We start from the raw sequence: 21,885 nt of genomic DNA, 5'->3' as shown, positions 1-21,885 counted from the left end.
GGCGCAGGTGCACATGTCGCGCACCACGCACTCCGCTCATCGATGGCCGCGTTCCTCGCGTGCCCGCGCGCGCCGATCGAACAACAGCGCGCTGGTGACGATGCCCAGCCCCAACGCCACGCCGATCAGCATCAGCACCAGCGCGATCGCCGGGTAACCGAACACATGCCAGCCGGTATCGAGCTTCATCATCAGCGATGCGGCGAGAATCAGCGCTGCGCTGATGATGCCCGCCGCCACGCGGTTGGCGATCTTCTGCAGGTTCTCCATCAGCCGTGATTCCTCCAGCCCGGTCACCTTCATCTGCAGGCGGTTCTCGGCCAGCAGGGCCATGATGTCCGACAGCTTGCGCGGCCCATCGCGCAGCAGCTGCTGCAGCTCCATCGCCTCGCTGGCGAGGTTGGCGGCCGACAGCGACTTCTTCAGGCGCGCGCGCATCACATGCTGCAGCTGGCGTTCGACGATGCGGCGCGTGTCCAGTTCGGGCGCGAGCAGGCGGCAGACCGTCTCCAGGTTCAGCAGCGCCTTGCCCAGCAGGCTCAGTTCCGGCGGCGTACGCAATCCACAGGCCGTGGCGATGCGCACCATGTCCAGCACCACGCGTCCCTCGGAGAAATTGCCGCTGGCGGCATAGCGCGCGATCAACTGGCCGGTCTCGCGCAGGTAACGCTCCTCGTCGAAGGCTTCCAGCCGGGTGCTGATGCTGATCAGATCGTCCGCCACTTCTTCGCCGCGGCCATCGACGGCGGCGAACAGGATCTTCAGCAGGCGCTCGCGCAGCCGCGGTGGCATGTGCGCGACCATGCCCAGATCGAAGATGGCGAGGCGACCATCGGGCATCACCCGCAGGTTGCCCGGATGGGGATCGGCGTGGATCTCGCCATGCACGAAGATCTGGTCCAGGTAGCCCCGGATCAGCGCGGCTGCCAACGGGTCCATCGACTGCTCGGTACGGCGTACGCCGGGTATCGCGTCCACGCGAACGCCGGTGGCCAGCTCCATGGTCAGCACGCGCTGGCTGCTGTAATCCCAGATCGGCTGCGGGACCCACAGGCGCCGGAAGGGCCGCAGATGGCGGCCGAAGCGGGCCAGGTTCTCGGCCTCGGCGTGGTAATCCAGCTCCTGCATCAGGGTCTTGGCGAACTCGTTGAGCCAGTCGCGCAGGCGGACCCGGCGGCCGACCTGGGTCAGGTGATCGGCGGCCAGAGCGAAGCTGCGCAACGCTTCCAGGTCCGAACGCAGCTGCGCGGCGACCTCCGGCTTCTGCACCTTCACCGCGACCTGCCGGCCGTCATGCATCACCGCACGATGGACCTGGGCGATCGAGGCGCAGCCCAGCGGCTCGGGGTCGAAGGCCGCGAACAGCTTGCTCACCGGTGCCCCCAGCTCCTGCTCGACGATGGCATGGATGCGTTCGACCGGAATCTCGGCCACCTTCTCCTGCATGCGCTCCAGTGCCGTGGCGAACTCCACCGGCACCATGTCTGGACGTGTGGACAGCATCTGGCCCAGCTTGACGAACGTCGGCCCCAGCGCTTCCAGGTCACTGACGAACTGCTCGGGATTGCCGTCGGCCGGCACCTCGGCCTGGCTGCCGGCTGCGTCCAGGTTCATGCCGGAGAACACCCCCGAATGACGGTAGCGCATCAGCAGGCGCAGGATCTGGCTGCGTCGGCTCATGCCTTTTACCAGCGGTGGATTGCCAGTGGCGGTGGGCGGATTGTTCAAACGGCACTCCTTGTGGACAACGACCGGTAGTGCCGGGCCATGCCCGGCGGAACGGGATCACCTCGCCAGTCTGGCCGGGGCAGGGTAGGCAAGCGGTGAATCCACTTCCTCCCGGGCCGTTGGATCGGTCAGAATCCGTCCATCCTCCCTCCTGGAACCCCCATGGCCGGTGCCAGCCTGTTTGCCCTGCTCGACGATATCGCGACGCTGCTCGATGACGTCTCGATCCTGACCAAGGTGGCCGCGAAGAAGACGGCCGGTGTGCTTGGCGACGACCTGGCGCTGAACGCGCAGCAGGTAACCGGTGTTTCTGCCAACCGTGAACTGCCTGTGGTCTGGGCGGTGGCCAAAGGCTCGCTGCTCAACAAGGTGATCCTGGTTCCGGCCGCGCTGGCGATCAGCGCCCTGGAAGCCTGGCTGCATGGTCGTGGCTGGAACGTGCCGCTGATCGTGCCCCTGATGATGATCGGTGGCGCATTCCTTTGCTTCGAGGGCGTGGAAAAGCTGGCGCACCGTTTCCTGCATTCGGCGGACGAGGACGCCGAGCACCAGGCCGAGCGGCGCAAGGCACTGGCCGATGCGCAGGTGGACATGGTGGCGTGGGAGAAGGACAAGGTGAAAGGTGCGATCCGTACCGACTTCATCCTCTCTGCCGAGATCATCGTCCTGACACTGGGCGTGGTTGCCGCCGCCTCGTTCTCCCAGCAGGTGCTCACCCTGGTGGTGGTCGCATTGGCGATGACGGTGTTCGTCTACGGACTGGTTGCCGGCATCGTCAAGCTGGACGACGCGGGCCTGTACCTCTCGGGCAAGGGCGGAGCGGTCGCAGCGTTCGGACGCGGCCTGGTCGCATCGGCGCCGTGGTTGATGAAGTTCCTGTCGATCGCCGGCACCGTGGCCATGTTTCTGGTCGGCGGCGGCATTCTGGTGCACAACGTGCCGGCGCTGCACCACGCGGTGCAGGCGCTCGGTGGCCAGGGCCAGTGGGGCTGGCTGATCGGCGCGGTTGCCAACATGGTGGTGGGTATCGTCGCTGGCGCCATCGTGCTGGCGGCGGTGACCGGCATCCAGAAGCTGCGCGGGAAGTAGCCGCGTCGCCGGACGGGCGGCGGTAGCGCCGGGCCATGCCCGGCGGAGCGCTTCAGCCCGCCTGCACGCGGTTCTTGCCCTGCCGCTTGGCCGCGTACAGCGCCTCGTCGGCCCGTCGCAGCAGCGCCTCGCTGTCATCGCCGGGCTGCCATTGCGCCAGTCCGGCACTGAAATGCACCGGCACGCGCCGGTCCTGCACGGTCAGTACCCGATGCGCCAGTGAGCGCTGCAGGCGCTGCACGGTGGCCATGCTGTCCGCACCGGGGGTCTCCGGCAGCACCAGCACGAACTCGTCGCCGCCCAGCCGCGCGATGCCATCGGTGGCGCGCAGCAGCAGCCTGCACACCGCCACCATGTGCTGCAGCAGCGCGTCACCGCCGGCGTGACCATGCGCGTTGTTGGTCTGGTGGAAGTCATCCAGATCGATCACCGCCACGCCCAGCGGCGTGTTGTTGCGTTCGGCGCGCGCCAGCTCGCGCTGCAGCAGTTCGTCCAGGCCCCGGCGGTTCAGTGCCTGGGTCAGCGGATCGATGCGCGCGAGGTCGCCGGCCATGCGCAGTTCCTGTTCCAGCTCGGCGATGCGTTGTTCAGCGCGCTCCACATCCAGCCGTGCGGCGGCCAGGTGGTCGCGTGCCTGCGCGGCCTGCTGCTGCACTTTGCCGGTATCGCGCATCACCTCCTGCAGCAGCTGGTTCAGATCGGCGATGCTGCGCGCCTCGCGAAGCTGCAGTGCGTAGCTACCGATACGGTCATGGTATTCACCGGTGCTGGTGGCCATGCCATCCATGCGTTCGATGAAATCCCCCATCAGTCCGCGCATCGCCGCCTTGGAGTCGTCGATGCCCTGGCGCAGCAGGCCCTGCCGGTAGATCACCTCGCGCAGCTCGGCACGCGTTCGTTCAACGGCCTCGGCCTGCAGCGGGCCGGACAGCAGTTGCCGCACCGCCGCGATCTGGCCCTGCAGCCAGCTGCGATCGTCCAGCAGTTCGCTCACATTCTCCAGCAGCAGTGCGAACAGCTCCAGCAGCAGCGCCTGCTGTTCCTGCCAGCTGCCAGCACGCACGCCGATCTGATGGCCGAGCTCGCGCACACCCTGCTCGATCGGCTCCAGGGCGCTGCCCGGCTGCCAGTGGCGCAGGCGAAGGGACAGCGCCTGCGCCTGCTCGCGCAGGTCCGGGTCGTGCTGCAGCAGCGCCACTACCGCGCCGCCCAGCAGCATGCGCAGCTGTTCGGACAGGCGCAGGCTGTCGGGCTGCCCATCCGGCGAATGCTGATCGATGGTGCGGATGTACTTGTCGATCAGTTGCCGCATCGCCCGCCCGTAGCGTGGCCAGTCGGCGCTGGCCTGCGCGGACTGCAGGCGATCACCCATGTCGCCCAGTTCGCCCGGCAGCGTCGCCATGCCATTGGCGAACGCGGCCAGCAGCGGCTCCGGCGCATCGGCACCGGCAAAGAGCCGTTGCAGGCTTGCGCTGCTGCCGCCCTGCAGGACCACGCGCTCGCCCTCACCCGCGCGCACGCGTGCCGGCGGACCGAGGGCGGTGCCGGGGGCGGGGCGCGGGTCGGGGTGGTCCGTCATGGAGCGAATCCTGGGGCTGGCAGGGTCTGGTTCCAGCATATCGGCGCGGCTGCCGATGGCTTGAACGGCTAGGATGGGCGACAGGATGCCGCACGGGAGGTGGTGATGCGCGTGATGTTGCTGGGGGCGACCGGCCTGGTCGGCGGGCTGACCCTGCCCGGGTTGCTGGACGACCCGCGCTGCAGCGCCGTGATCGCGCCCACCCGGCGTCCGCTGGCGTTGACCCATGGGAAGCTGGAGAACCCGGTGCTGGCCTTTGACGCGCTGCCGGCCTCGCCTGAGTGGGCGCGCGTGGACGCGGTCATCTGCGCGCTGGGCAGCACCATCGCCCAGGCCGGCAGCCGCGCGGCCTTCCACCGCATCGACCATGACTATCCGCTGGCGTTCGCCCGCCTCGCACAGGCACAGGGCGCGAAGACCTATGTATTGAATTCCGCCGCCGGTGCCAACCCGCAGTCGTCGATCTTCTACAGCCGGGTGAAGGGCGAGCTGGAGCGTGACCTGCGCGCGCTGGGCTTCGCCTCGCTGACCCTGGTGCGGCCTGGACTGATCGGCGGCGAGCGCACCGAGGTCCGTCGTGGCGAGCGTTTCGCACTGGCGGTGCTCGGTGCCCTGGGGCCGGCACTGCCGCGGGCATGGCGGATCAATCCAGCCGCCGAGATCGCCAAGGCACTGACCGGAGCCGCGCTGGCCCCGCAACCGGGTGAGCACGTGGTGACATCAAGCGCACTGGTCGGCTGATGTCGCGTGCGCTGCGCCTGACCCAGCTGCTGCAGCTGCTGCGCCGCCATCGACGGCCGGTGGCCGGGCAGGTGCTGGCCGATGCGCTGGGTATCGGTCTGCGCATGTTGTATCGCGCAAAGGGACGCGCGCAGGGCTCTGACCCGCATAGCGAAGTGGTGTCGGCTACCTGCTGGCGCCTGGCCGTCCCAATTGATTTGCCACCCAGCGACTTTCAGCCATACCCGTTTCGATGTCATCGATCCGGCCATCACGTTCCCGGGGATAGTAGTTGACGGCATCGACGACGACGGTGTCGGGGCCGATCCCGTCGAAGAGATCCTTAGGCAGTTCGGCGATCTTCCACACGGTATGGCGACGAAAACGATCTCGCCGTTACGGGCTGCCTCGGAGACGGTGACCGCCGTGGCGCCGGTTTCGGCGGCAAGCTCGGCAAGCGAATCCGGGCCGCGCGAGTTGGCGACGGACACCTTGTGGCCCAGTTTCGACAGCCGGCGCGTCAGCGAGCCTCCGATCTCCCCGGCTCCTATGATTCCGATATCCATGAGGGAACTCGCATTTCGCTGGTCGGTTTTGACGGAGGTCAGTTTGACTTGCCCGCGACAAGCGCCGGCAGCGTCACGCCTTATCCGCCCAGGCGGAATCAGAGCTTGTAGCCGCCGCTCGCCTCGATCACCTGGGCAGTCACCCAACGACCTTCATCGGAGGCAAGGAAGGCCACGACTGCGGCGATGTCCGAGGTTTCGCCAAAGCGTCCCAGCGCGGTATCGGCTTCGATGGCCTTCACCATGTCGGCGTTTTCGCGGACAGTGGCGTTCATGTCTGTTCGCGTCCAACCCGGCGCCACGGCGTTCACCGTGATTCCGCGCGGCCCCAGTTCCATCGCCAGCGCATGGGTCAGGTTGCTGATGGCCGCCTTGGCCATGGAGTAGATGGGGACGGCCGGCAATGGGCGCGTGGCCAGTCCGGAGGACATATTGATGATCCGACCACCATCGGAGAGACGGCTCAGCGCGGATTGAACGACGAAGAACGGTGCGCGGGCGTGAACCGCGAACATCGTGTTCCAAGCGTCCGGCGTCGCATCGGCAAGACCGCCCCAGCCTGGGTTGCCGGCGTTGTTGACCAGAATGTCGAGCGCCTTGCTGCCCTTCCTTGCAGTGAACTCGTGGTCGAGCGCCTCGAACAGTGCCGGGATCGCCGCGGCATCAACCAGGTCGGCGTGAAGTGCGAAGGCGTTGCCGCGCGCTTTCTCGATGGTCGCAACCACTTCTTCCGCGCCTGCGCTGCTTGTGTTGTAGGTGATGGCAACGGTCGCACCGTTGGCCGCAAGCCGCTCGGCAATCGCGCGACCGATGCCGCGCGATCCGCCAGTGACGAGTGCGGTTTTGCCATTGAGGGACTGGGACATGAGATTCTCCTGGGTAAAGCAAAGTGTGATTTCAGTGGCCTGGCGGATCGGATTGCGAGGTGGCTCAGGTGATCCGTTCGCGTGCGATCGGGCCGGGGTTTGCCTCGATGACCGACAGCGCCAGCCGGACAAGACCCTCCGCGTCCCCGGCATATTCATGCTCGGCAATGTGGTGCAGCAGGACGCCGGCCTGCTCCAGTTGCCGGGCGCCTTTGAGGCGGCCGGCGTTGATGGGTTTGAAACCGGCATCAGCGATCAGACCGCGCGTCACCTGCCCGGCCGAAGCGTCGTCGCTGACATAGAAGACGTTGGGCTGCACCGGCGACTTCGACCACGCTGCGGCCTCGAGCAATGGCGATCCCAGCAGATTGAACGCCTTGACGATACGAGCCTTCGGCAAGCGTTGTTGCAGAACCTCGGAGGTCGAGTTGTCGCGCATGAAGTCCAGCTCGTGGAAATGCTGGAACTCAGCGGTGACGCCGAGCGGATTCATGGTGTCGATGACGGTCTTGCCATCGAGCGCGTCGCCCACTTCGCTGACGATCGCGTCGACCCGCGGCCAGTAGACGGAGAACAGAACGGCCTCGCCGAACTCGGCGGCCTCCCGGATCGTGCCGAGCCGGGCCTGATCGCCCAGTTCTGCCAGCAGCGGTGCGATCTTGCGATCCTCGCCGTCCTTCGCAATGACGAGGTCATGACCTGCGGTTGCCCAGGCTCGCGCTAGGCGACTGCCGACATTGCCAGCATTCAAGATTCCTATCTTCATCTGCTTTCGAGCTTCCCGGTAGCGCGTTGAAAGCACTACTCTAGGGATGATTGAAAAATAGATAAATGGCAGACAAAACGACAGACAGTTGTCTTTATGCGCATCAATAAACGATTGGAACGAGGCCACACGAGTGGCAATCATCGGCACGGCGAGAGGCGCCAGTTGCATGGTTCCACTTGTCTGTCGGGCCAGGCGCACCGTATCGGCCAGAGGCTGTGAACGGTCATCGGGCGCCCGCAAGGGCGCCCGATGTAGAGGCTTTACTTCTTGACGGTCGCGGCGCTTGCCTGGGCCATGAAGAGGTCGACGTGGACCTGCGGCATGCCCTCGAACGTGCCGCCGATCGGTGACGGGCGCTTTGCCTCGTTGATCAAGCGCTGAGCATCTTCGCGCGACACGGGCGTGCCGGGCTGCGTGTAGGCGCGCTCGGCTTCTTCGCCCGTCGCTTTCAGATCTACCGTCGGAGCATAGCGCCAGAAGTAGATGGGCGTGCTCGGTTCAATGCGCCAGCTGTCTGCGAGCGAGCCCGCATCGATGGTATCGAAGCCGATGTTGTCGAAGAACTCGGTCACCGCCTGCTTCGCTCCGGCGTCGTCACCTGCGATCGGCAGCGTCGTGCGGCTCGCCGATCCCTTCGGCGTCGCGTTGGCCTTCATGTGGAGCCAGCTGAGGTTGTGAAGGCCCTTGACGACCTTTGCTCCCGGCAAACGCCGCTGGATCAGCCCACTTGAGGTCAGCTCCCCCTTGTCGAGAACGTCGTTGTTGCCGAACGCGGGATAGTAGTTCGTCTGGTCGAGTACGACTTTGCCCGCGAACTTGCCGACGGGCAGCTGCTCGGAGGCGGCGATCGGGATCGAGAGCGTGACGATGTCACCCGCCGCGATGGCCTCCTCGGTGGTGCCGGCGCTCGCCAGCGGACCAAGTTCCTCGATCAGCTCCTTGAGGGTGTCCGCGCCGCGGGAGTTGCTGATCACCACCTTGTAGCCCGCTGCGATCGCGAGGCGCGCAACGGCCTTTCCGACGAGGCCGGAGCCAATGATTCCGATTGTTTGAGTCATCTTCGCATTCCTTCTATGGGAGAACGGCGGGAATCCGCCGACAGGTTTCATGGGACGCACGCCTGAGCGCGCCGCGATGCAAGCAAGTCGTTCGAACGTCAGGGCGGTGAGCGTCTCGATCGCCGTGACGCTCACAACCGCAGCGAGTCAGTGCCGCCGCTGATTTCATTGAGTGCGACGTGTTGCATGAATCGGACTATGGACTTACGCTTTTGATTGATAAATATATGGATAAGTCAAATACTGTTGTCCATGAATACATCAATCGATCTGCCCGAGATGCGCGTCTTCGTGGCGGTTGTGACCGACGGCTCTTTCACGACGGCTGCGGATCGGCTGGGCACCGACAAGGCGCGTATCAGCCGCATCGTCAGTCGCATGGAGAAGAAGCTCGGCGCACAGCTCCTCACCCGCTCGACACGGCGCCTCAGTGTGACCGAGGTCGGGCGCGATTACTTCGAGCGCGCCATGTGCATCCTGACCGCCGCCGAAGCAGCGGAGGCGGCGGTAGCGCAGCAGTCCAGGGAGCCCAAAGGACTGCTCAAGCTCACGGCTGGATCCGAGTTCGGAACGATGATCGTGGACGGATGGATCGCAGCGTTTCTGCGAACGGCCCCGAAAGTGACGGTGGAAGCGGAATACACGAACCGTCTGGTCGATATCATCCATGAAGGCTTCGACGTCGCCATCCGTGTTGGCGCGCTTGAGGATTCGGGGCTCTCGGCGCGCAAACTCGGCGAGGTGTCTTACGGGCTGTATGCGGCCCCTGGCTATCTGAAGCGCGGGCCGGTGCTTTCCGCCGTCGGCGACCTGAAGCGCCACAACCTGATCATGAAGACGACGCGGGGGCGCTCCAATTGGGCCCTGGTAAATGGTGAGAACACCGAGAAGGTCACGGCATCCCCGCGCTGTGCAGTCAACAGCACGATCGCCGCGAAGAACCTCGCGCTTGCAGGACTCGGGATCACGCACTTGCCGCGTTTCATGGCTGAACCCTATGTGGCAGCTGGCACGCTGTCTTGCGTGCTTCCCGGCTGGGCAGAGGTTCCGGCGCCTGTCCACGCCGTATTCGCGTCGAGCCGCTATATGGATCCCAAAGTGCGTAGCTTCGTGGATCTCTGCCTAAGTGCGTTCAAGGAGGGTGGCGGCGCACAGTGAGTGGCAGATCAGATGGCTGGCCCGCATTGCCGCCCACGCTCTCACGATACGCCACCGCGACCGTCGGTGACGGGCCGATGCGTCAGTCCGGTGTCGGCGGCAATGTCATTGGCGGCTTGCGCCAGTTCCCGATTGCGGAGTCGGTGCCTTGCGGGCGGCGTTCTTGGCTGCGCTCGAATCGCTTCCCCAGCGAACCTCTGCTAACCACTCCTGCGCCAAGGCACGGGCCTGTTCGACGGTCAGTTCCCAGTATCAGGGCAGGGCGGGTTTTGCGCCGCTCGCCGGCGTTCGAGCGGTACTGAAACATGAACACCCGGCGGCCTGTCGGGTAATCTTGCGAAGAAGGCCGGGTACCACGGTGTCCCGGAGTTGGACGGTCAGCGCCTGGAGCTTCGCCGCATCACTGCGGATTTGGAGCCTTGGCGTAGTCCAGCGAAGTGCTGAGCTGGGGGCATCGTGAAACAAAAAAACGCCGGGCAGTGCCCGGCGCTTCGTCCAATGATGTGCCAACCAACAGTTGGCACCCATCCCATCAGCTGGCCAGGGCCAGGTCGTCCATCATCGCGCGCAGGAAGCGGGCAGCTTCGCCGCCGGTGGCTGCGCGGTGGTCGAAGGTGACCGACAGCGGGATGACCTTGTGCGCTTCCACGCCGCCCATCACCGGGGTCATCTGATGGCGGGCACGGCCGGCACCGACGATGGCCACGCACGGCGGCACCACGACCGGGGTCGCGTAGCGGCCGGCGAACATGCCGAAGTTGGACAGCGAGATGGTGTAGCCACTCAGTTCCGAGGCCGCGATCGAGCGCGCTTCCACCTGCTCGCGCAGGCGGTTCACGCCCTCGCGGATGCCACGGGCGTCCAGCATGTCGGCGTTGCGCAGGGCCGGCACGAACAGGCCGTCGTCGGTGTCCACGGCGATGCCGATGTCCACCTGCGCGTGCAGGGTGCGGGTCAGCGCTTCGCCATCGAACCAGGCGTTCATCGCCGGCACCTTCTGCGCGGCAACCACGATGGCACGCACCAGGCGGGCGGTGACGTCGTTGCCGGGCAGCCAGGCATGGATGTCGGCGTCGTCGTTGAGCGTGGTCGGTACGACCTTGCTGTGCGCATCGGCCATCACCCGCGCCATGTTGCGGCGCACGCCCTTCAGCGGTTCCGGCTGGCCCTTGGCGACCACGCCCGGCGGTTGCGTGCGCATCGGCTTGCCCGCCGCAGACAAGGGGGTGCGGGTTTCGTTCTGTACCGGCGCAGACACCTGCGCCGGGGCCGGCGCGGCATAGGCCGCAGCGGCAGCCGGGGCCGGCGCGGCGCCGAGCTTGGCGGTGCCGTTGGCGGCGGCCTGCTTGACGTCGGCCATGGTCACCGCGCCATCGCTGCCGGTGGCGCGCACGCGGCTCAGGTCCACGCCCAGCTTGCGGGCCATCGCACGCACCGCCGGTACGGCCTTGACGCCACCGACGGCCAGCGCCTGCTCGGTGTGCACGGCATTGGAGCTCTGCATCGCGCCGACCACCGTGCCGGCGTCATCGCGCTCGGCCTTGGCGTCCTCGGCGGCGGCCGGTGCCGGAGTCGGCAGCGGCGGCGGGGTCGGTGCTGCGGCCGCAGCCGGTGCCGGCGCATGGCCGTGGCTGTGGCCGGTGTCCTGGCCATCGGCACGCTGCGGCAGGTTCGGGTCGATCTCGAAGCTGGCCAGCACCGAGCCGGTCGGAATGATGTCACCGGCCGCACCGGACAGCTTCAGCACCTTGCCGGAGACCGGCGACGGCACTTCCACCACGGCCTTGGCGGTCTCCATCGACACCAGCGGCTCGTCCAGCTTGATCACATCGCCTTCCTTCACGAACCACTCGACGATGGTCGCGTCCGGCAGGCCTTCGCCCAGGTCGGGCAGGTTGAAATTCTTGGTCTGGCTCATTTGCAGTTCTCTTCCAGCAGTTCCAGTTCGCGGGCCGGCAGCCAGCCCGTCGCACCATTGGCGCGCTCGGACCACCACCATCCGCCGTGTTCGTGATGCAGCTTGACCATCTCGCCGCTTTCCACATCCAGCTCGCGGGCGTCGTAATCGCGCAGGGCTTCGGCGCGACCGTCGTCCAGCAGTTGCAGCCAGGCGACGGGCGCCCAGCCGGCGCGTCCATCGCTGGTGCGTACCCAGGCAAACGCCGGCCATTCCTCGTCACGTACGCCTACTTCGACGATCTGGCCGGTGCGGAACCGGAGCGGGGTGGGATACTGGCTGCGGTAAGCCCCAAGGAGGCGGGCCCGCATGTCAGCCTGCCGCCACCGCGCGCTTGGCCGCGGTCACGATCCGGTCCACGCTCGGCAGGTACTTCATCTCCAGGCGGAACAGCGGAATGTGGGTGTCGTAGCCGGTAACGCGCTCGACCGGGGCCAGCAGGTCGTACATCGATTCCTCGGCCAGGCGCGCGGCGATTTCCGCACCGAAGCCCGCGGTCTTCGGGGCCTCCTGCACGATCACGCAGCGGCCGGTCTTGGACACCGACTCGGCGATGGTGGCGAAGTCCAGCGGACGCAGCGTGGCCACGTCGATGACTTCGGCACTGATGCCCTCGCCAGCCAGCTTGTCGGCCGCTTCCAGCGCTTCCTTCACCTGCGCACCCCAGGCGACCAGGGTCACGTCGGTGCCGTCGCGCAGCACGAAGCACACGTCCAGCGGCAGGGCTTCGCCGTCGTTGACGACCACTTCCTTGTACTGGCGGTAGATGCGCTTGGGCTCCATGTAGATCACCGGATCGGGATCGCGCATGGCGGCCAGCAGCAGGCCATAGGCGCGCTGCGGGCTGGACGGCAGCACCACGCGCAGGCCCGGCACGTTGGTGAAGATCGATTCGTTGGCTTCGCTGTGGTGTTCCGGCGCACGGATGCCACCGCCCCACGGCACGCGCAGCACCATCGGGCAGTGCAGGCGGCCACGGGTACGGGTGCGCAGGCGCGCGGCGTGGCAGATGATGTGGTCGACCATCGGGTAGACGAAGCCATCGAACTGGGCTTCGGCCACCGGCTTCATGCCCTGCGCGGCCAGGCCGACGGTGAGGCCGGCGATGGTCGTTTCATCCAGCGGGGTGTCGAGGATGCGCTGCGCACCGAAGCGCTGCTGCAGGCCGGCGGTGGCGCGGAACACGCCGCCGTTGACGCCCACGTCCTCGCCCAGCACCAGCACCGACGGGTCGTGTTCCAGCTCCCAGGCCAGCGCCTGGGTGATGGCTTCGATCAGGGTGATGGGGGTAGCGGTCATTGCGATGTCTCCACCGGCGACAGCAGCGCTGTCGGCGGCATTGGCCTGGGAAGCGGAAGCGCCCGTCTTGATGTCATCCATGGCGCTGCTCCAGGGCAATGGCGGCCGCGCGCTGGGCCAGAAGATCCGGCGGCGGATCGGCATACAGGTAGTCGAACATCGCCTCGACCGGCTGCACCGGGGTATTGAGGTACTGGTTCACTTCCTCGTCGACCCTGGCGCCGCACTGCTCCACCCAGGCCTTTTCTTCGTCCTCGCTCCACACGCCCTGGGCGGTGAGGTACTTGCGCAGGCGCAGCATCGGCTCACGGGTCCAGGCATCCTTCACTTCGGCGTCGTCGCGGTAGCGGCGCGCGTCGTCGGCGGTGGTGTGGTCGGACAGGCGGTAGGTCATCAGTTCCAGCACGGTGCCGCCTTCGCCGGCGAGGCCGCGCTCGCGCGCCTGTTCCATCGCCGCCAGCACCGCGATCAGATCGTTGCCGTCCACCTGCAGGCAGTGCAGGCCGCCAGCCAGGCCCTTCTGTGCCAGCGTTTCGGCGCCGGTCTGCGCCGAGCGCGGCACCGAGATGGCCCAGCCGTTGTTGACGATGCACAGGATCAGCGGCAGCTTGTAGGCACCGGCAGAGTTCAGTGCGGCATAGAAGTCGGTCTTCGAGCTGCCGCCATCGCCACACACCGCCACCGCGACCTGCTGCTCGTTGTTGAGCTTGAACTTCAGCGCGGCGCCCGCAGCGTGCAGGCACTGTGTGGAAATCGGCACGCAGAACGGGAAGTCCTTCACCGCATTGCCGGTGAAGTCGTTGCCGCGCTCGTCGCCGCCCCAGTACATCAGCACGTCGTACGGGCGCACGCCACGCATGAACATCGCGCCGTACTCGCGGTAGCTCGGGCCGAGCACGTCGCCTTCGCGCATGCCGGCGCCGATGCCCACGTGCGCCGCCTCATGACCCAGGCAGGCGGCATAGGTACCCAGCTTGCCGGTGCGCTGCAGGGCGATGGATTTGCTGTCGAACGTGCGTACGTACAGCATCTGCTTGAACAGCGGCACCAGGACGCGCGGATCCTTCAGGGATTCGGGCAGGTCGTCGCGGACGAGCGTGCCGTCCGCATCCAGATACTGCAGGTATTCGATCTTGAATTCAGCGGCAACCGTCATCGCGTACTGCACCTTCGACAGAGAAGTTACAAATGATATGAATCGCCATGTTAAGGAACGCGTACGAAATAGCCTTCCTGCGGCGCAACACGGCGATTCCCCGTTGTACCCCTGCCGGCGGGTGGAGGGCCAATAACAACAACGTATTCAGTCGTTGCTGCATAGCATCAGAATACGCCTCCGGCTGACTGCCCGCGCAACGTCGCAAACGGTTCCACGCGCGGGCGCGCCATTGCCGGGTGATCCACGGTTTACCGCACGGCCCGGTATGGATCCTCCCGCTGCCAGCGCGGCGGCAACGCGCTACCCTTGCCGCCCCCGATCTGGTCCCGCCCATGTCCGTCGACAACAACCAACGCGATCTCGAAGCCGGCATCCACACCGACCTGCACGGCCGGCTGACCTACGGCGGCTACCTGCGGCTGGACCAGCTGCTCAGTGCCCAGCAGCCGCTGTCCAACCCGCCGCACCATGACGAGATGCTCTTCATCATCCAGCACCAGACGTCGGAGCTGTGGTTGAAGCTGCTGGGGCACGAGCTTGGCGCGGCCATCGGCTTCCTGCAGCGCGATGAAGTCTGGCAGTGCCGCAAGGTGCTGGCCCGCAGCAAGCAGGTGCTGCGCCAGCTCACCGAGCAGTGGTCGGTGCTGGAAACCCTGACCCCGTCCGAATACATGGGCTTCCGCGACGTGCTGGGGCCTTCCTCGGGATTCCAGTCGCTGCAGTACCGCTACATCGAGTTCCTGCTGGGCAACAAGAACGCGCAGATGCTGCAGGTGTTCGAGCATGATCCGGCCGGGCAGGCGCAGCTGCGGAGCGTGCTGGAGGCACCCAGCCTGTACGAGGAATTCCTGAAGTACCTGGCCCGCTTCGGCCACGCCGTGCCGGCGATGTACGAGACCCACGACTGGACCCAGCCGCATGTGGCCGACGACGCCCTGCAGCCGGTCTTCGAGCGCATCTACCAGGACACCGACCGCTACTGGCGCGAGTATTCGCTGTGCGAGGACCTGGTGGACCTGGAGACGGCCTTCCAGCTCTGGCGGTTCCGCCACATGCGTACGGTGATGCGGGTGATCGGCTTCAAGCGTGGTACCGGAGGCTCGTCCGGGGTCGGCTTCCTGCGCCAGGCGCTGGAGCTGACCTTCTTCCCCGAGCTGTTCCAGGTGCGGACCACGCTGCAGGCCGCGCCCCCGCCGGAGCTGGGCTGATCCCCATTCATCCGGATCCCGGCCGGCGGCTGGATCGTTTCAGATGCAAGTTCAGCGAGCAGGCGGCCACCTGCCTCAAACGGCGTGTATTTGACGTGAACGCCACAAGTCGGTGATCCTCGCGCGTTGCTCCATTGCACATCGGACGTGCTCGTCATCCACCGAACCAGGAATCCCGCATGAGCGTAAACGCCACTGCGAACACCCCGGAGCCGGCGCTGCCGGACTTCAAGACCACGCTGGGCCACCCGCGCCCGCTGTGGATGCTGTTCATGACCGAGTTCTGGGAACGCTTTGCGTTCTACGGCATCCGCTGGGCCTTGGTGCTGTACATCGTCGCCCAGTTCTACAACGGCAACGCCGCCGGCGAGGGCGATGCCAGCCGCATCTACGGTGCCTATCTGGCGCTGGTGTACGCGGCGGCGATCTTCGGCGGCTACGTGGCCGACCGGGTGCTGGGCTACCAGCGCTCGATCCTGACCGGCGCGATCATCATGGCGGCCGGCCTGTTCATGATCTCGCTGCCGGAAGAGCATCTGTTCAAGCTCGGCCTGGCCACGATCATCGTGGGCAACGGCCTGTTCAAGCCGAACATCTCCACCATGGTCGGCAAGCTGTATGGCCTGAAGGACGAGCGCCGCGATTCGGGCTTCACCATCTTCTACATGGGCATCAACATCGGCGCGATGATCGCCCCGGTGCTGACCGAATACCTGGCCCGCAAGGTGTTCGGCACTTCGGAAATGCCGTCGTACAAGGTCGTGTTCATCGCCTCCGGCGTGGGCATGCTGATCTCGCTGGTGTGGTTCTACATCGGCCGGGCCGGCCTGAAGGGCATCGGCGCACCGCCGGCCGGTGCCGAAGGCTTCGGTCGCATCGTGATGGTGCTGGTGGGCGCGCTGGTGGCCATCCCGGTCGCCTACTTCCTGCTGGCGACCGGCGCCACCGCGCTGGCCTGGATCCTGGGCGTGATGTTCGCTGCGCTGGCCGTGCTGCTGCTGGTCGAAGGCATCCGCGAGGGCAAGGTGCAGCGCGACCGCGTGATCGCCATGCTGATCATCTTCGCGTTCAACGTCATGTTCTGGATGTTCTTCGAACAGGCCGGCAGCTCGTTCACCTTCCTGGCCGAGAACATCGTCAACCGTGACTTCGGCAACTGGACCTTCCCGACCGCGTGGTTCCAGTCGGTGAACTCGGTGGCCATCATCACCCTGGCGCCGCTGATCGCCTGGATCTGGGTGGCCCTGGGTCGCGCCAATCCGTCCATCCCGCGCAAGTTCGGCCTGGGCCTGCTGTTCAACGGCGCGGCCTTCGCCCTGCTGATGTTTGCCCTGTCGCAGATGGTCGTGGACGGCAAGATCCCGTTCTGGACCCTGTTCATGGTCTACGTCATCCAGTCCGTCGGTGAGCTGTGCCTGTCGCCGATCGGCCTGTCGATGGTGACCAAGCTGGCCCCGGTCCGCCTGGTCGGCTTCGGCATGGGTGGCTGGTTCCTGTCCACCGGCATCGGCAACAACCTGTCGGGCATCTTCGCCGGCGCCGTCAGCGGTGAAGGCGGCATGACGATCGATTCGGCACTGAAGGGGTATACCTTCGGCTTCTGGGCCCTGATCGGCTCCGGCGTGGTGCTGTTCCTGATCGCCCCGCTGATCAACAAGCTGATGCACGGCGTCAAGTGATGAGAGGGTAGCTGGCATGCGTACGAAGCTCGGTGGTGCGATGGGGATGGTCTGTGCGGCGCTGATCGGCGCGTGTTCGCAACCCCCGCCACCCGCCGCCACCGGGCAGACGCAGCCACTGGATACCCGTCCCACCGAGCCACCGGTCGCTGACCCCAGCGAACCGGTGGCCTCGGGCAACACCCCGGTGGCGGCGGATATCGCCGCCATCGCCGGGCTCAGTGCACAGTTCGACCCGGCCCGCGACCCCGCCGACGATCTGGCCACCGCCAAGGTGGAAGCCCAGCGTGGCAAGAAGCGCATCATCCTCGAGGTCGGCAACGCCGGCTGCGACCGCTGTCATGCGCTGGACCAGGTCGTGGAGGGGGATGGCGACCTGCGCCGTTTCCGCGATGCCCACTACGTGTGGGTGAAGGTCAACGAGAGCGACGAGAAGCCCAACAGCGCTTTCCTCGGCCAGTTCCCGGAGATGAGCCGCGACTACCCCTACCTGCTGGTGCTCGATGCCGACGGCACCCTGCTGGCACCGCAGGCAACGGCGGCAATGCGCAGGGGCGAGACCTACCTGCCGGCGCAGGTGATGGCCTTCCTCAAGCAGTGGGCGCCTGATCGATAACGCCGGGCCATGCCCGGTGGATGCGCGCGCCGTCACATTCCGAGCATCGCCGCCTCAATTTCATCGCACGCACGCCGTTACCGGCAAGGCTCCCGGTCGACCCGACGTCGACGCACCCTACCGGAACGCCCATGCACAGCGACCACGCCGAACGATTGCCCGATCCTGCCAGCAGCCTGGGCGAGGGTGGTGCTGGCGAGGGCGTGACCCTGCCGGCGCAGGACGCACTGCTGGATGACGTCGGCATCGGCGACAGTGCCCCCGAAGCGGCCCCGCCGCACCATCGCCTGCCGCAGATCGCACTGCCTGACAACGTCGTGCTGAAGGGCGCGGTGCAGACGCTGGTGGAACAGAAATCGCGGCTCGATGCGCTGGCGTCGCAGGGCCAGCTGGCCGGCCTGCTGCCGCCGGAATGGCAGGGCAACGGCGTACGCGCCATCGAGCTGTCCACCTTCATCCAGGGCGTGCTGCCGTTCCTGCAGCCGGGAGAGCGTGGCGAGACCGCGGCCGCGCGCCTGCCGGTACGTCATGTGCTGGGCGACGACAGCCGTTGGGGCCTGCCGGATGTGGCCGAACCGAAGTCGCTGGCGTGGTACCTGGCCAGTGACGAACGCGCCACTGCCGGCGGCAGGGACGTGGCCGAAGCCTTTCTGGTCGGGGCACTGGGCGTGGCGTGGATGCAGGAGGGGCGCAGCCGCCCGGGCTTCCTGCGTGCGGTGGGGCAGGACAGCCTGGCCGCGCGGGTGACCATGCTGGGCTATCCGGCGGCCACCGAGCTGGCGCTGTACAGCGTGGTCGCGCATGGCCAGTCGCAGGTCTGGTGCGTGCATGGTCGCCGTCGCATGCGTCCACTGGTCGCACCGTGGCTGAGCGTGCCGCTGTTGACGGCCTACGGCGTGCCCGCACCGGTGCCATGGCCGTCCGCGTTCCCGCCCGTGGACGCCGTTGCCGAGGCGCTGGCGACCGCGCGCCAGGGACGCGCGCTGCCCGAGGTGGATCTGGGCAAGGTGGTGGCGAAGATGGCCGAAGACGCAGCCGGCGAAGCATGGCAACCGGTCAGCCTGCTGCAGCTCAACACGTGGTCGCCGCGCTGGCATTTCTTCCTCGGCACCTTCGTCGGCGTGCCGTCGCTGCTGCTGGTGGCTGCCGCGCTGGCCCTGCCGGGTGCGGTCGAAGCGGCCACGGTTGCCGCGTCGCTGGGCTTTGCCGGTGGCGCGATCGGTGCACTCGCAGTGCCGTGGATCCATGCGCGGCGCAAGCACCTGAGCTGAACCGTGCTGTCCCGAGACCGGCGCCGAGCCCCGGCGGCATGCCTCAGACGCCTTCGCCCATCCGCTCCAGGCCATCGCCCGCCAGGCGCAGGATCAGCCTTTCCAGCAGCTGTTCCTCCTCCTCGCTCAGCACCGACATCAGCTTGCGGGTGATCTCGATCACCAGCGGGGCGATGGTCTCGTACACCTCGAAGCCCGCTGCCGACAGGGCCAGGACCGAGCGGCGACGGTCGTCGCCATGGGTCTCGCGCTTGATGAAGCCACGCTCGAGCAGGCGCGCCACCGCGCGGCTGACCGCCACCTTGTCCATCGCCGTGCGGTCGGAGACCTCGCTGGCCGACGACCCGGGATACAGCGCCAGGATGGTGATGACCCGCCATTCCGGAATGGCCAGACCGTAGCGATCACCGTACAGCTTGGCGATGTTGCCGCTGACCCGGTTGGACAGCACGCTCAGCCGGTAGGGCAGGAACTGTTCCAGGTCGAGCAGGACGTGCGATGCACGCAGGCGTGTCGAAGCGGGATCGGCGGGGCTCATGTTGCGGTGCACCTTGCTGGTGGTTTCAAGTGTAACTATAAGGGTTGGGTCCAGACCCTGCATTCTCGCCGGGTCGTTACCTGCCCGCACCTGGTTTGTACCGATGCGGTACCGATTCGGAGCCCCGCCATGAATACCGCAGTCCAGCCCTCCTCGCATCCCAATCCGGGCATGCAGGTCACCACCTTCGAGAACCCGATGGGCATCGATGGTTTCGAGTTCGTCGAGTTTGCTGCCCCGGCCGGCCGCGGCCAGGAGCTGCACGACTACTTCCGCAGGATGGGCTTCACGGCGGTGCTCAGGCACAAGCAGCGTCCGATTACCGTCTATCGCCAGGGCGACGTCAACTTCCTGGTCAATGAAGACCCGGATTCGTTCGCTGCCGACTTCGCCGAAAAGCATGGTCCGTGCGCCTGCGGCTTCGCCATCCGCTTCAAGAAGCCGGGCCAGGAGGTCTACCAGACCGCGCTGGGCAACGGTGCCGAGGCCATCGGCTTCAAGCCGGACAGCAAGGCGGTCGGCGCGCCGGTCATCAAGGGCATCGGTGACTGCATGCTGTACCTGGTCGACCGCTATGGCAGCGCCGGCAGCATCTACGACGGCGACTACGAGCCGATCGCCGGCGTCGATCAGCATCCGGTGGGCTTCGGCCTGACCTTCATCGACCACCTGACCCACAACCTGTACTTCGGCAACATGCAGCAGTGGTCGGACTACTACGAGCGGCTGTTCAACTTCCGCGAGATCCGCTACTTCGACATCAAGGGCCTGAAGACCGGCCTGGTGTCCAAGGCCATGACCGCGCCGGACGGCATCGTGCGCATTCCGCTCAACGAATCGTCCGATCCGAAGAGCCAGATCAACGAATACCTGGATGCCTACAAGGGCGAGGGCATCCAGCACATCGCCTGCTTCACCGAGAACATCTACGAGACCGTCGAGGCGATGCGTGCGCAGGGTGTGGATTTCCTCGACACACCGGACACCTACTTCGACGTGATCGACCAGCGCGTGCCGAACCATGGCGAGGACGTGCCGCGCCTGGCGAAGAACAAGATCCTGATCGACGCCGATCCGGAAACCCACCAGCGCAAGCTGCTGCAGATCTTCACCCAGAACTGCATCGGCCCGATCTTCTTCGAGATCATCCAGCGCAAGGGCAATGAAGGTTTCGGCGAAGGCAACTTCACTGCGCTGTTCGAGAGCATCGAGCGCGACCAGATCCGCCGCGGCGTGCTGTAACGTTTCAGACCTGCACCCTCAGCGGTAGCGCCGGGCCATGCCCGGCGGCTTTCCCTTCCGGCCTTGCCGTTCCAGGAGCCCCCATGTCCACCTCCATCACCGCCCGTGGCTACCAGTCCGGTTTCGGCAACGAATTCGCCACCGAAGCCGTGGCCGGCGCGCTGCCGGTCGGGCAGAACTCGCCGCAGAAGGTGGCCCATGGCCTGTATGCCGAGCAGCTGTCCGGCACCGCCTTCACCGCGCCGCGCGGCAGCAACCGGCGCAGCTGGCTGTACCGGATCCGCCCGGCGGTGACCCATGGTGAGTTCACCCCGTTCGCGCAATCGCGCCTGCAGTGCGATTTCGGCTCGCAGCCGGCCTCGCCGAACCAGCTGCGCTGGAGCCCGCTGCCGCTGCCGGAACTGCCCACCGACTTCGTTGAAGGGCTGTACACCATGGGCGGCAATGGTTCGCCGGATGCCCACGCCGGCGTCGGCATCCATCTGTATGCCGCGAACCGGGACATGGTTGGCCGCTACTTCTACGATGCCGACGGCGAACTGCTGATCGTGCCCCAGCTGGGTGGGCTGCGCCTGCTGACCGAGCTGGGCGTGATCGAGATCGAACCGCAGCAGATCGCGGTGATTCCGCGTGGCGTGCGCTTCCGCGTCGAGCTGCCTGATGGCCCGAGCCGGGGCTACATCTGCGAGAACTACGGCGCCCTGCTGAAGCTGCCCGATCTGGGGCCGATCGGCGCCAACGGCCTGGCCAATCCGCGCGACTTTGAAACCCCGCATGCGGCCTTCGAGGACCTCGACGGTGAGTTCGAACTCATCGCCAAGTTCGAAGGACGCCTGTGGCGCGCGCCGATCGACCATTCGCCGCTGGACGTGGTCGCCTGGCACGGCAATTACGCGCCGTACCGCTACGATCTGCGCCGCTTCAACACCCTCGGTTCGATCAGCTACGACCACCCGGACCCGTCGATCTTCCTGGTACTGCATTCGCCCAGCGACACAGCAGGGACCAGCAACATGGATTTCGCCATCTTCCCGCCGCGCTGGCTGGTGGCGCAGAACACCTTCCGGCCACCGTGGTTCCACCGCAACATCGCCAGCGAGTTCATGGGCCTGGTGCACGGTGCCTACGATGCCAAGGCCGAAGGCTTCGTGCCGGGCGGCGCCTCCCTGCACAACTGCATGAGCGGCCACGGACCGGATGCACCGACCTTCGACAGGGCCTCCAGTGCCGATCTGTCCAGGCCCGACGTGGTCAAGGACACCATGGCCTTCATGTTCGAGACCCGCGCGGTGATCCGCCCGACCGCCCAGGCGCTTGATGCCGGGCACCGGCAGGCCGATTACCAGCAGTGCTGGGCAGGGCTGCGCAACAACTTCCGATGAG

Annotated in this window: 20 protein-coding genes and 2 pseudogenes; 10 read left to right on the top strand and 12 right to left on the bottom strand. The window is 66.4% G+C overall.

What is annotated here, in order from left to right; all coding sequences use genetic code 11:
* Window positions 1–36 precede the first annotated feature (36 nt).
* On the bottom strand, window positions 37–1,680 hold the full coding sequence (locus IMX13_RS06190; RefSeq protein ID WP_227255316.1) for an AarF/UbiB family protein: 1,644 nt from the start codon (window positions 1,678–1,680) through the stop codon (window positions 37–39).
* Between the two features lie 210 nt (window positions 1,681–1,890).
* Between IMX13_RS06190 and IMX13_RS06185 the strand changes: the two genes are divergently transcribed.
* The gene (locus IMX13_RS06185) at window positions 1,891–2,817 is read left to right on the top strand and encodes a DUF808 domain-containing protein (protein WP_193396020.1); all 927 of its coding nucleotides are present in this window, start codon (window positions 1,891–1,893) and stop codon (window positions 2,815–2,817) included.
* Window positions 2,818–2,869: 52 nt separating this feature from the next.
* Here IMX13_RS06185 and IMX13_RS06180 read toward each other — a convergent pair whose 3' ends face one another.
* Window positions 2,870–4,396 carry a GGDEF domain-containing protein gene (locus tag IMX13_RS06180; protein ID WP_193396019.1) on the bottom strand — a complete coding sequence of 509 codons (1,527 nt, stop codon included), beginning with the start codon at window positions 4,394–4,396 and terminating at the stop codon, window positions 2,870–2,872.
* 105 nt (window positions 4,397–4,501) lie between these two features.
* On the opposite strand from IMX13_RS06180, the gene IMX13_RS06175 reads away from it, so the two are divergent.
* Window positions 4,502–5,137, top strand: coding sequence for an NAD-dependent dehydratase (locus tag IMX13_RS06175; protein ID WP_053519858.1), 636 nt, complete (start codon window positions 4,502–4,504; stop codon window positions 5,135–5,137).
* Window positions 5,137–5,321 (top strand): annotated as a pseudogene (locus IMX13_RS18885) (HTH domain-containing protein); the annotation flags it as partial. The gene IMX13_RS06175 and the pseudogene IMX13_RS18885, both read left to right, overlap by 1 nt.
* Here the strand turns inward: IMX13_RS18885 and IMX13_RS18880 are convergent.
* The 4 genes from IMX13_RS18880 to IMX13_RS06155 form a co-directional block, all read right to left on the bottom strand.
* Window positions 5,303–5,485 carry a hypothetical protein gene (locus tag IMX13_RS18880; RefSeq protein WP_227255340.1) on the bottom strand — a complete coding sequence of 61 codons (183 nt, stop codon included), beginning with the start codon at window positions 5,483–5,485 and terminating at the stop codon, window positions 5,303–5,305. The pseudogene IMX13_RS18885 and the gene IMX13_RS18880 overlap by 19 nt on opposite strands.
* Before the next feature lie 295 nt (window positions 5,486–5,780).
* On the bottom strand, window positions 5,781–6,548 hold the full coding sequence (locus IMX13_RS06165) for an SDR family oxidoreductase (protein ID WP_193396018.1): 768 nt from the start codon (window positions 6,546–6,548) through the stop codon (window positions 5,781–5,783).
* A 64-nt stretch (window positions 6,549–6,612) separates the two neighbouring features.
* Window positions 6,613–7,485 (bottom strand): NADPH-dependent F420 reductase, encoded by an 873-nt coding sequence (locus IMX13_RS06160; RefSeq protein WP_227255315.1) that lies wholly within the window; start codon window positions 7,483–7,485, stop codon window positions 6,613–6,615.
* A 92-nt stretch (window positions 7,486–7,577) separates the two neighbouring features.
* Window positions 7,578–8,375, bottom strand: a complete 798-nt coding sequence (locus tag IMX13_RS06155; protein WP_193396017.1) for an NAD(P)-binding domain-containing protein — start codon at window positions 8,373–8,375, stop codon at window positions 7,578–7,580.
* 252 nt (window positions 8,376–8,627) lie between these two features.
* On the opposite strand from IMX13_RS06155, the gene IMX13_RS06150 reads away from it, so the two are divergent.
* A complete protein-coding gene (locus tag IMX13_RS06150; RefSeq protein WP_227255314.1) occupies window positions 8,628–9,533 on the top strand; it encodes a LysR family transcriptional regulator in 906 nt (301 codons plus the stop codon).
* A 138-nt stretch (window positions 9,534–9,671) separates the two neighbouring features.
* Here IMX13_RS06150 and IMX13_RS18870 read toward each other — a convergent pair.
* The 5 genes and pseudogenes from IMX13_RS18870 to pdhA all read right to left on the bottom strand — a co-directional run.
* A pseudogene (locus tag IMX13_RS18870) lies at window positions 9,672–9,944 on the bottom strand (Arm DNA-binding domain-containing protein); the annotation flags it as partial.
* A gap of 121 nt (window positions 9,945–10,065) precedes the next feature.
* Window positions 10,066–11,451 (bottom strand): dihydrolipoamide acetyltransferase family protein, encoded by a 1,386-nt coding sequence (locus IMX13_RS06145; RefSeq protein WP_053519855.1) that lies wholly within the window; start codon window positions 11,449–11,451, stop codon window positions 10,066–10,068.
* A complete protein-coding gene (locus IMX13_RS06140) occupies window positions 11,448–11,801 on the bottom strand; it encodes an SH3 domain-containing protein (RefSeq protein WP_193396016.1) in 354 nt (117 codons plus the stop codon). Before IMX13_RS06140 ends, IMX13_RS06145 begins: the two co-directional genes overlap by 4 nt.
* Window position 11,802: 1 nt before the next feature.
* On the bottom strand, window positions 11,803–12,870 hold the full coding sequence (locus IMX13_RS06135) for an alpha-ketoacid dehydrogenase subunit beta (RefSeq protein ID WP_053519853.1): 1,068 nt from the start codon (window positions 12,868–12,870) through the stop codon (window positions 11,803–11,805).
* Window positions 12,863–13,945, bottom strand: a complete 1,083-nt coding sequence (pdhA, locus tag IMX13_RS06130) for a pyruvate dehydrogenase (acetyl-transferring) E1 component subunit alpha (RefSeq protein WP_053519852.1) — start codon at window positions 13,943–13,945, stop codon at window positions 12,863–12,865. Before pdhA ends, IMX13_RS06135 begins: the two co-directional genes overlap by 8 nt.
* Window positions 13,946–14,280: 335 nt before the next feature.
* Here pdhA and IMX13_RS06125 point away from each other — a divergent pair, with 335 nt between their 5' ends.
* The 4 genes from IMX13_RS06125 to IMX13_RS06110 all read left to right on the top strand — a co-directional run bounded on the left by IMX13_RS06125 (window position 14,281) and on the right by IMX13_RS06110 (window position 18,722).
* Window positions 14,281–15,156, top strand: coding sequence for a tryptophan 2,3-dioxygenase family protein (locus tag IMX13_RS06125; RefSeq protein ID WP_053519851.1), 876 nt, complete (start codon window positions 14,281–14,283; stop codon window positions 15,154–15,156).
* 179 nt (window positions 15,157–15,335) lie between these two features.
* The gene (locus IMX13_RS06120; RefSeq protein WP_053519850.1) at window positions 15,336–16,835 is read left to right on the top strand and encodes an oligopeptide:H+ symporter; all 1,500 of its coding nucleotides are present in this window, start codon (window positions 15,336–15,338) and stop codon (window positions 16,833–16,835) included.
* Window positions 16,836–16,851: 16 nt separating this feature from the next.
* Window positions 16,852–17,451: a thioredoxin family protein gene (locus IMX13_RS06115; RefSeq protein ID WP_193396015.1), complete on the top strand. Its 600-nt coding sequence runs from the start codon at window positions 16,852–16,854 to the stop codon at window positions 17,449–17,451.
* Window positions 17,452–17,582: 131 nt separating this feature from the next.
* Window positions 17,583–18,722, top strand: a complete 1,140-nt coding sequence (locus tag IMX13_RS06110; RefSeq protein ID WP_193396014.1) for a hypothetical protein — start codon at window positions 17,583–17,585, stop codon at window positions 18,720–18,722.
* Window positions 18,723–18,765: 43 nt separating this feature from the next.
* Here IMX13_RS06110 and IMX13_RS06105 read toward each other — a convergent pair whose 3' ends face one another.
* On the bottom strand, window positions 18,766–19,260 hold the full coding sequence (locus IMX13_RS06105; RefSeq protein ID WP_193396013.1) for a MarR family transcriptional regulator: 495 nt from the start codon (window positions 19,258–19,260) through the stop codon (window positions 18,766–18,768).
* 129 nt (window positions 19,261–19,389) lie between these two features.
* Between IMX13_RS06105 and hppD the strand changes: the two genes are divergently transcribed.
* Together hppD and hmgA are read left to right on the top strand one after the other, a co-directional pair.
* Window positions 19,390–20,502: a 4-hydroxyphenylpyruvate dioxygenase gene (gene hppD / locus IMX13_RS06100; RefSeq protein WP_227255313.1), complete on the top strand. Its 1,113-nt coding sequence runs from the start codon at window positions 19,390–19,392 to the stop codon at window positions 20,500–20,502.
* An 83-nt stretch (window positions 20,503–20,585) separates the two neighbouring features.
* Window positions 20,586–21,884: a homogentisate 1,2-dioxygenase gene (hmgA, locus tag IMX13_RS06095; protein WP_065174368.1), complete on the top strand. Its 1,299-nt coding sequence runs from the start codon at window positions 20,586–20,588 to the stop codon at window positions 21,882–21,884.
* The last annotated feature ends 1 nt before the right edge of the window (window position 21,885 follow it).

It is taken from the genome of Stenotrophomonas sp. B2, from assembly GCF_014947095.1.
Classification (GTDB): Bacteria; Pseudomonadota; Gammaproteobacteria; order Xanthomonadales; family Xanthomonadaceae; genus Stenotrophomonas; species Stenotrophomonas maltophilia_P.
The sequence above is the reverse complement of the archived record's forward strand: the minus strand, read 5'-3'. Positions and strand labels throughout refer to the sequence as shown.

Coding starts and splice junctions, on each gene's coding strand:
- IMX13_RS06190 (WP_227255316.1), bottom strand. CDS start 1,680: ATGAGCCGACGCAGCCAGATCCTGCGCCTGCTGATGCGCTACCGTCAT.
- IMX13_RS06185 (WP_193396020.1), top strand. CDS start 1,891: ATGGCCGGTGCCAGCCTGTTTGCCCTGCTCGACGATATCGCGACGCTG.
- IMX13_RS06180 (WP_193396019.1), bottom strand. CDS start 4,396: ATGACGGACCACCCCGACCCGCGCCCCGCCCCCGGCACCGCCCTCGGT.
- IMX13_RS06175 (WP_053519858.1), top strand. CDS start 4,502: ATGCGCGTGATGTTGCTGGGGGCGACCGGCCTGGTCGGCGGGCTGACC.
- IMX13_RS06165 (WP_193396018.1), bottom strand. CDS start 6,548: ATGTCCCAGTCCCTCAATGGCAAAACCGCACTCGTCACTGGCGGATCG.
- IMX13_RS06160 (WP_227255315.1), bottom strand. CDS start 7,485: ATGCAACTGGCGCCTCTCGCCGTGCCGATGATTGCCACTCGTGTGGCC.
- IMX13_RS06155 (WP_193396017.1), bottom strand. CDS start 8,375: ATGACTCAAACAATCGGAATCATTGGCTCCGGCCTCGTCGGAAAGGCC.
- IMX13_RS06150 (WP_227255314.1), top strand. CDS start 8,628: ATGAATACATCAATCGATCTGCCCGAGATGCGCGTCTTCGTGGCGGTT.
- IMX13_RS06145 (WP_053519855.1), bottom strand. CDS start 11,451: ATGAGCCAGACCAAGAATTTCAACCTGCCCGACCTGGGCGAAGGCCTG.
- IMX13_RS06140 (WP_193396016.1), bottom strand. CDS start 11,801: ATGCGGGCCCGCCTCCTTGGGGCTTACCGCAGCCAGTATCCCACCCCG.
- IMX13_RS06135 (WP_053519853.1), bottom strand. CDS start 12,870: ATGGATGACATCAAGACGGGCGCTTCCGCTTCCCAGGCCAATGCCGCC.
- pdhA (WP_053519852.1), bottom strand. CDS start 13,945: ATGACGGTTGCCGCTGAATTCAAGATCGAATACCTGCAGTATCTGGAT.
- IMX13_RS06125 (WP_053519851.1), top strand. CDS start 14,281: ATGTCCGTCGACAACAACCAACGCGATCTCGAAGCCGGCATCCACACC.
- IMX13_RS06120 (WP_053519850.1), top strand. CDS start 15,336: ATGAGCGTAAACGCCACTGCGAACACCCCGGAGCCGGCGCTGCCGGAC.
- IMX13_RS06115 (WP_193396015.1), top strand. CDS start 16,852: ATGCGTACGAAGCTCGGTGGTGCGATGGGGATGGTCTGTGCGGCGCTG.
- IMX13_RS06110 (WP_193396014.1), top strand. CDS start 17,583: ATGCACAGCGACCACGCCGAACGATTGCCCGATCCTGCCAGCAGCCTG.
- IMX13_RS06105 (WP_193396013.1), bottom strand. CDS start 19,260: ATGAGCCCCGCCGATCCCGCTTCGACACGCCTGCGTGCATCGCACGTC.
- hppD (WP_227255313.1), top strand. CDS start 19,390: ATGAATACCGCAGTCCAGCCCTCCTCGCATCCCAATCCGGGCATGCAG.
- hmgA (WP_065174368.1), top strand. CDS start 20,586: ATGTCCACCTCCATCACCGCCCGTGGCTACCAGTCCGGTTTCGGCAAC.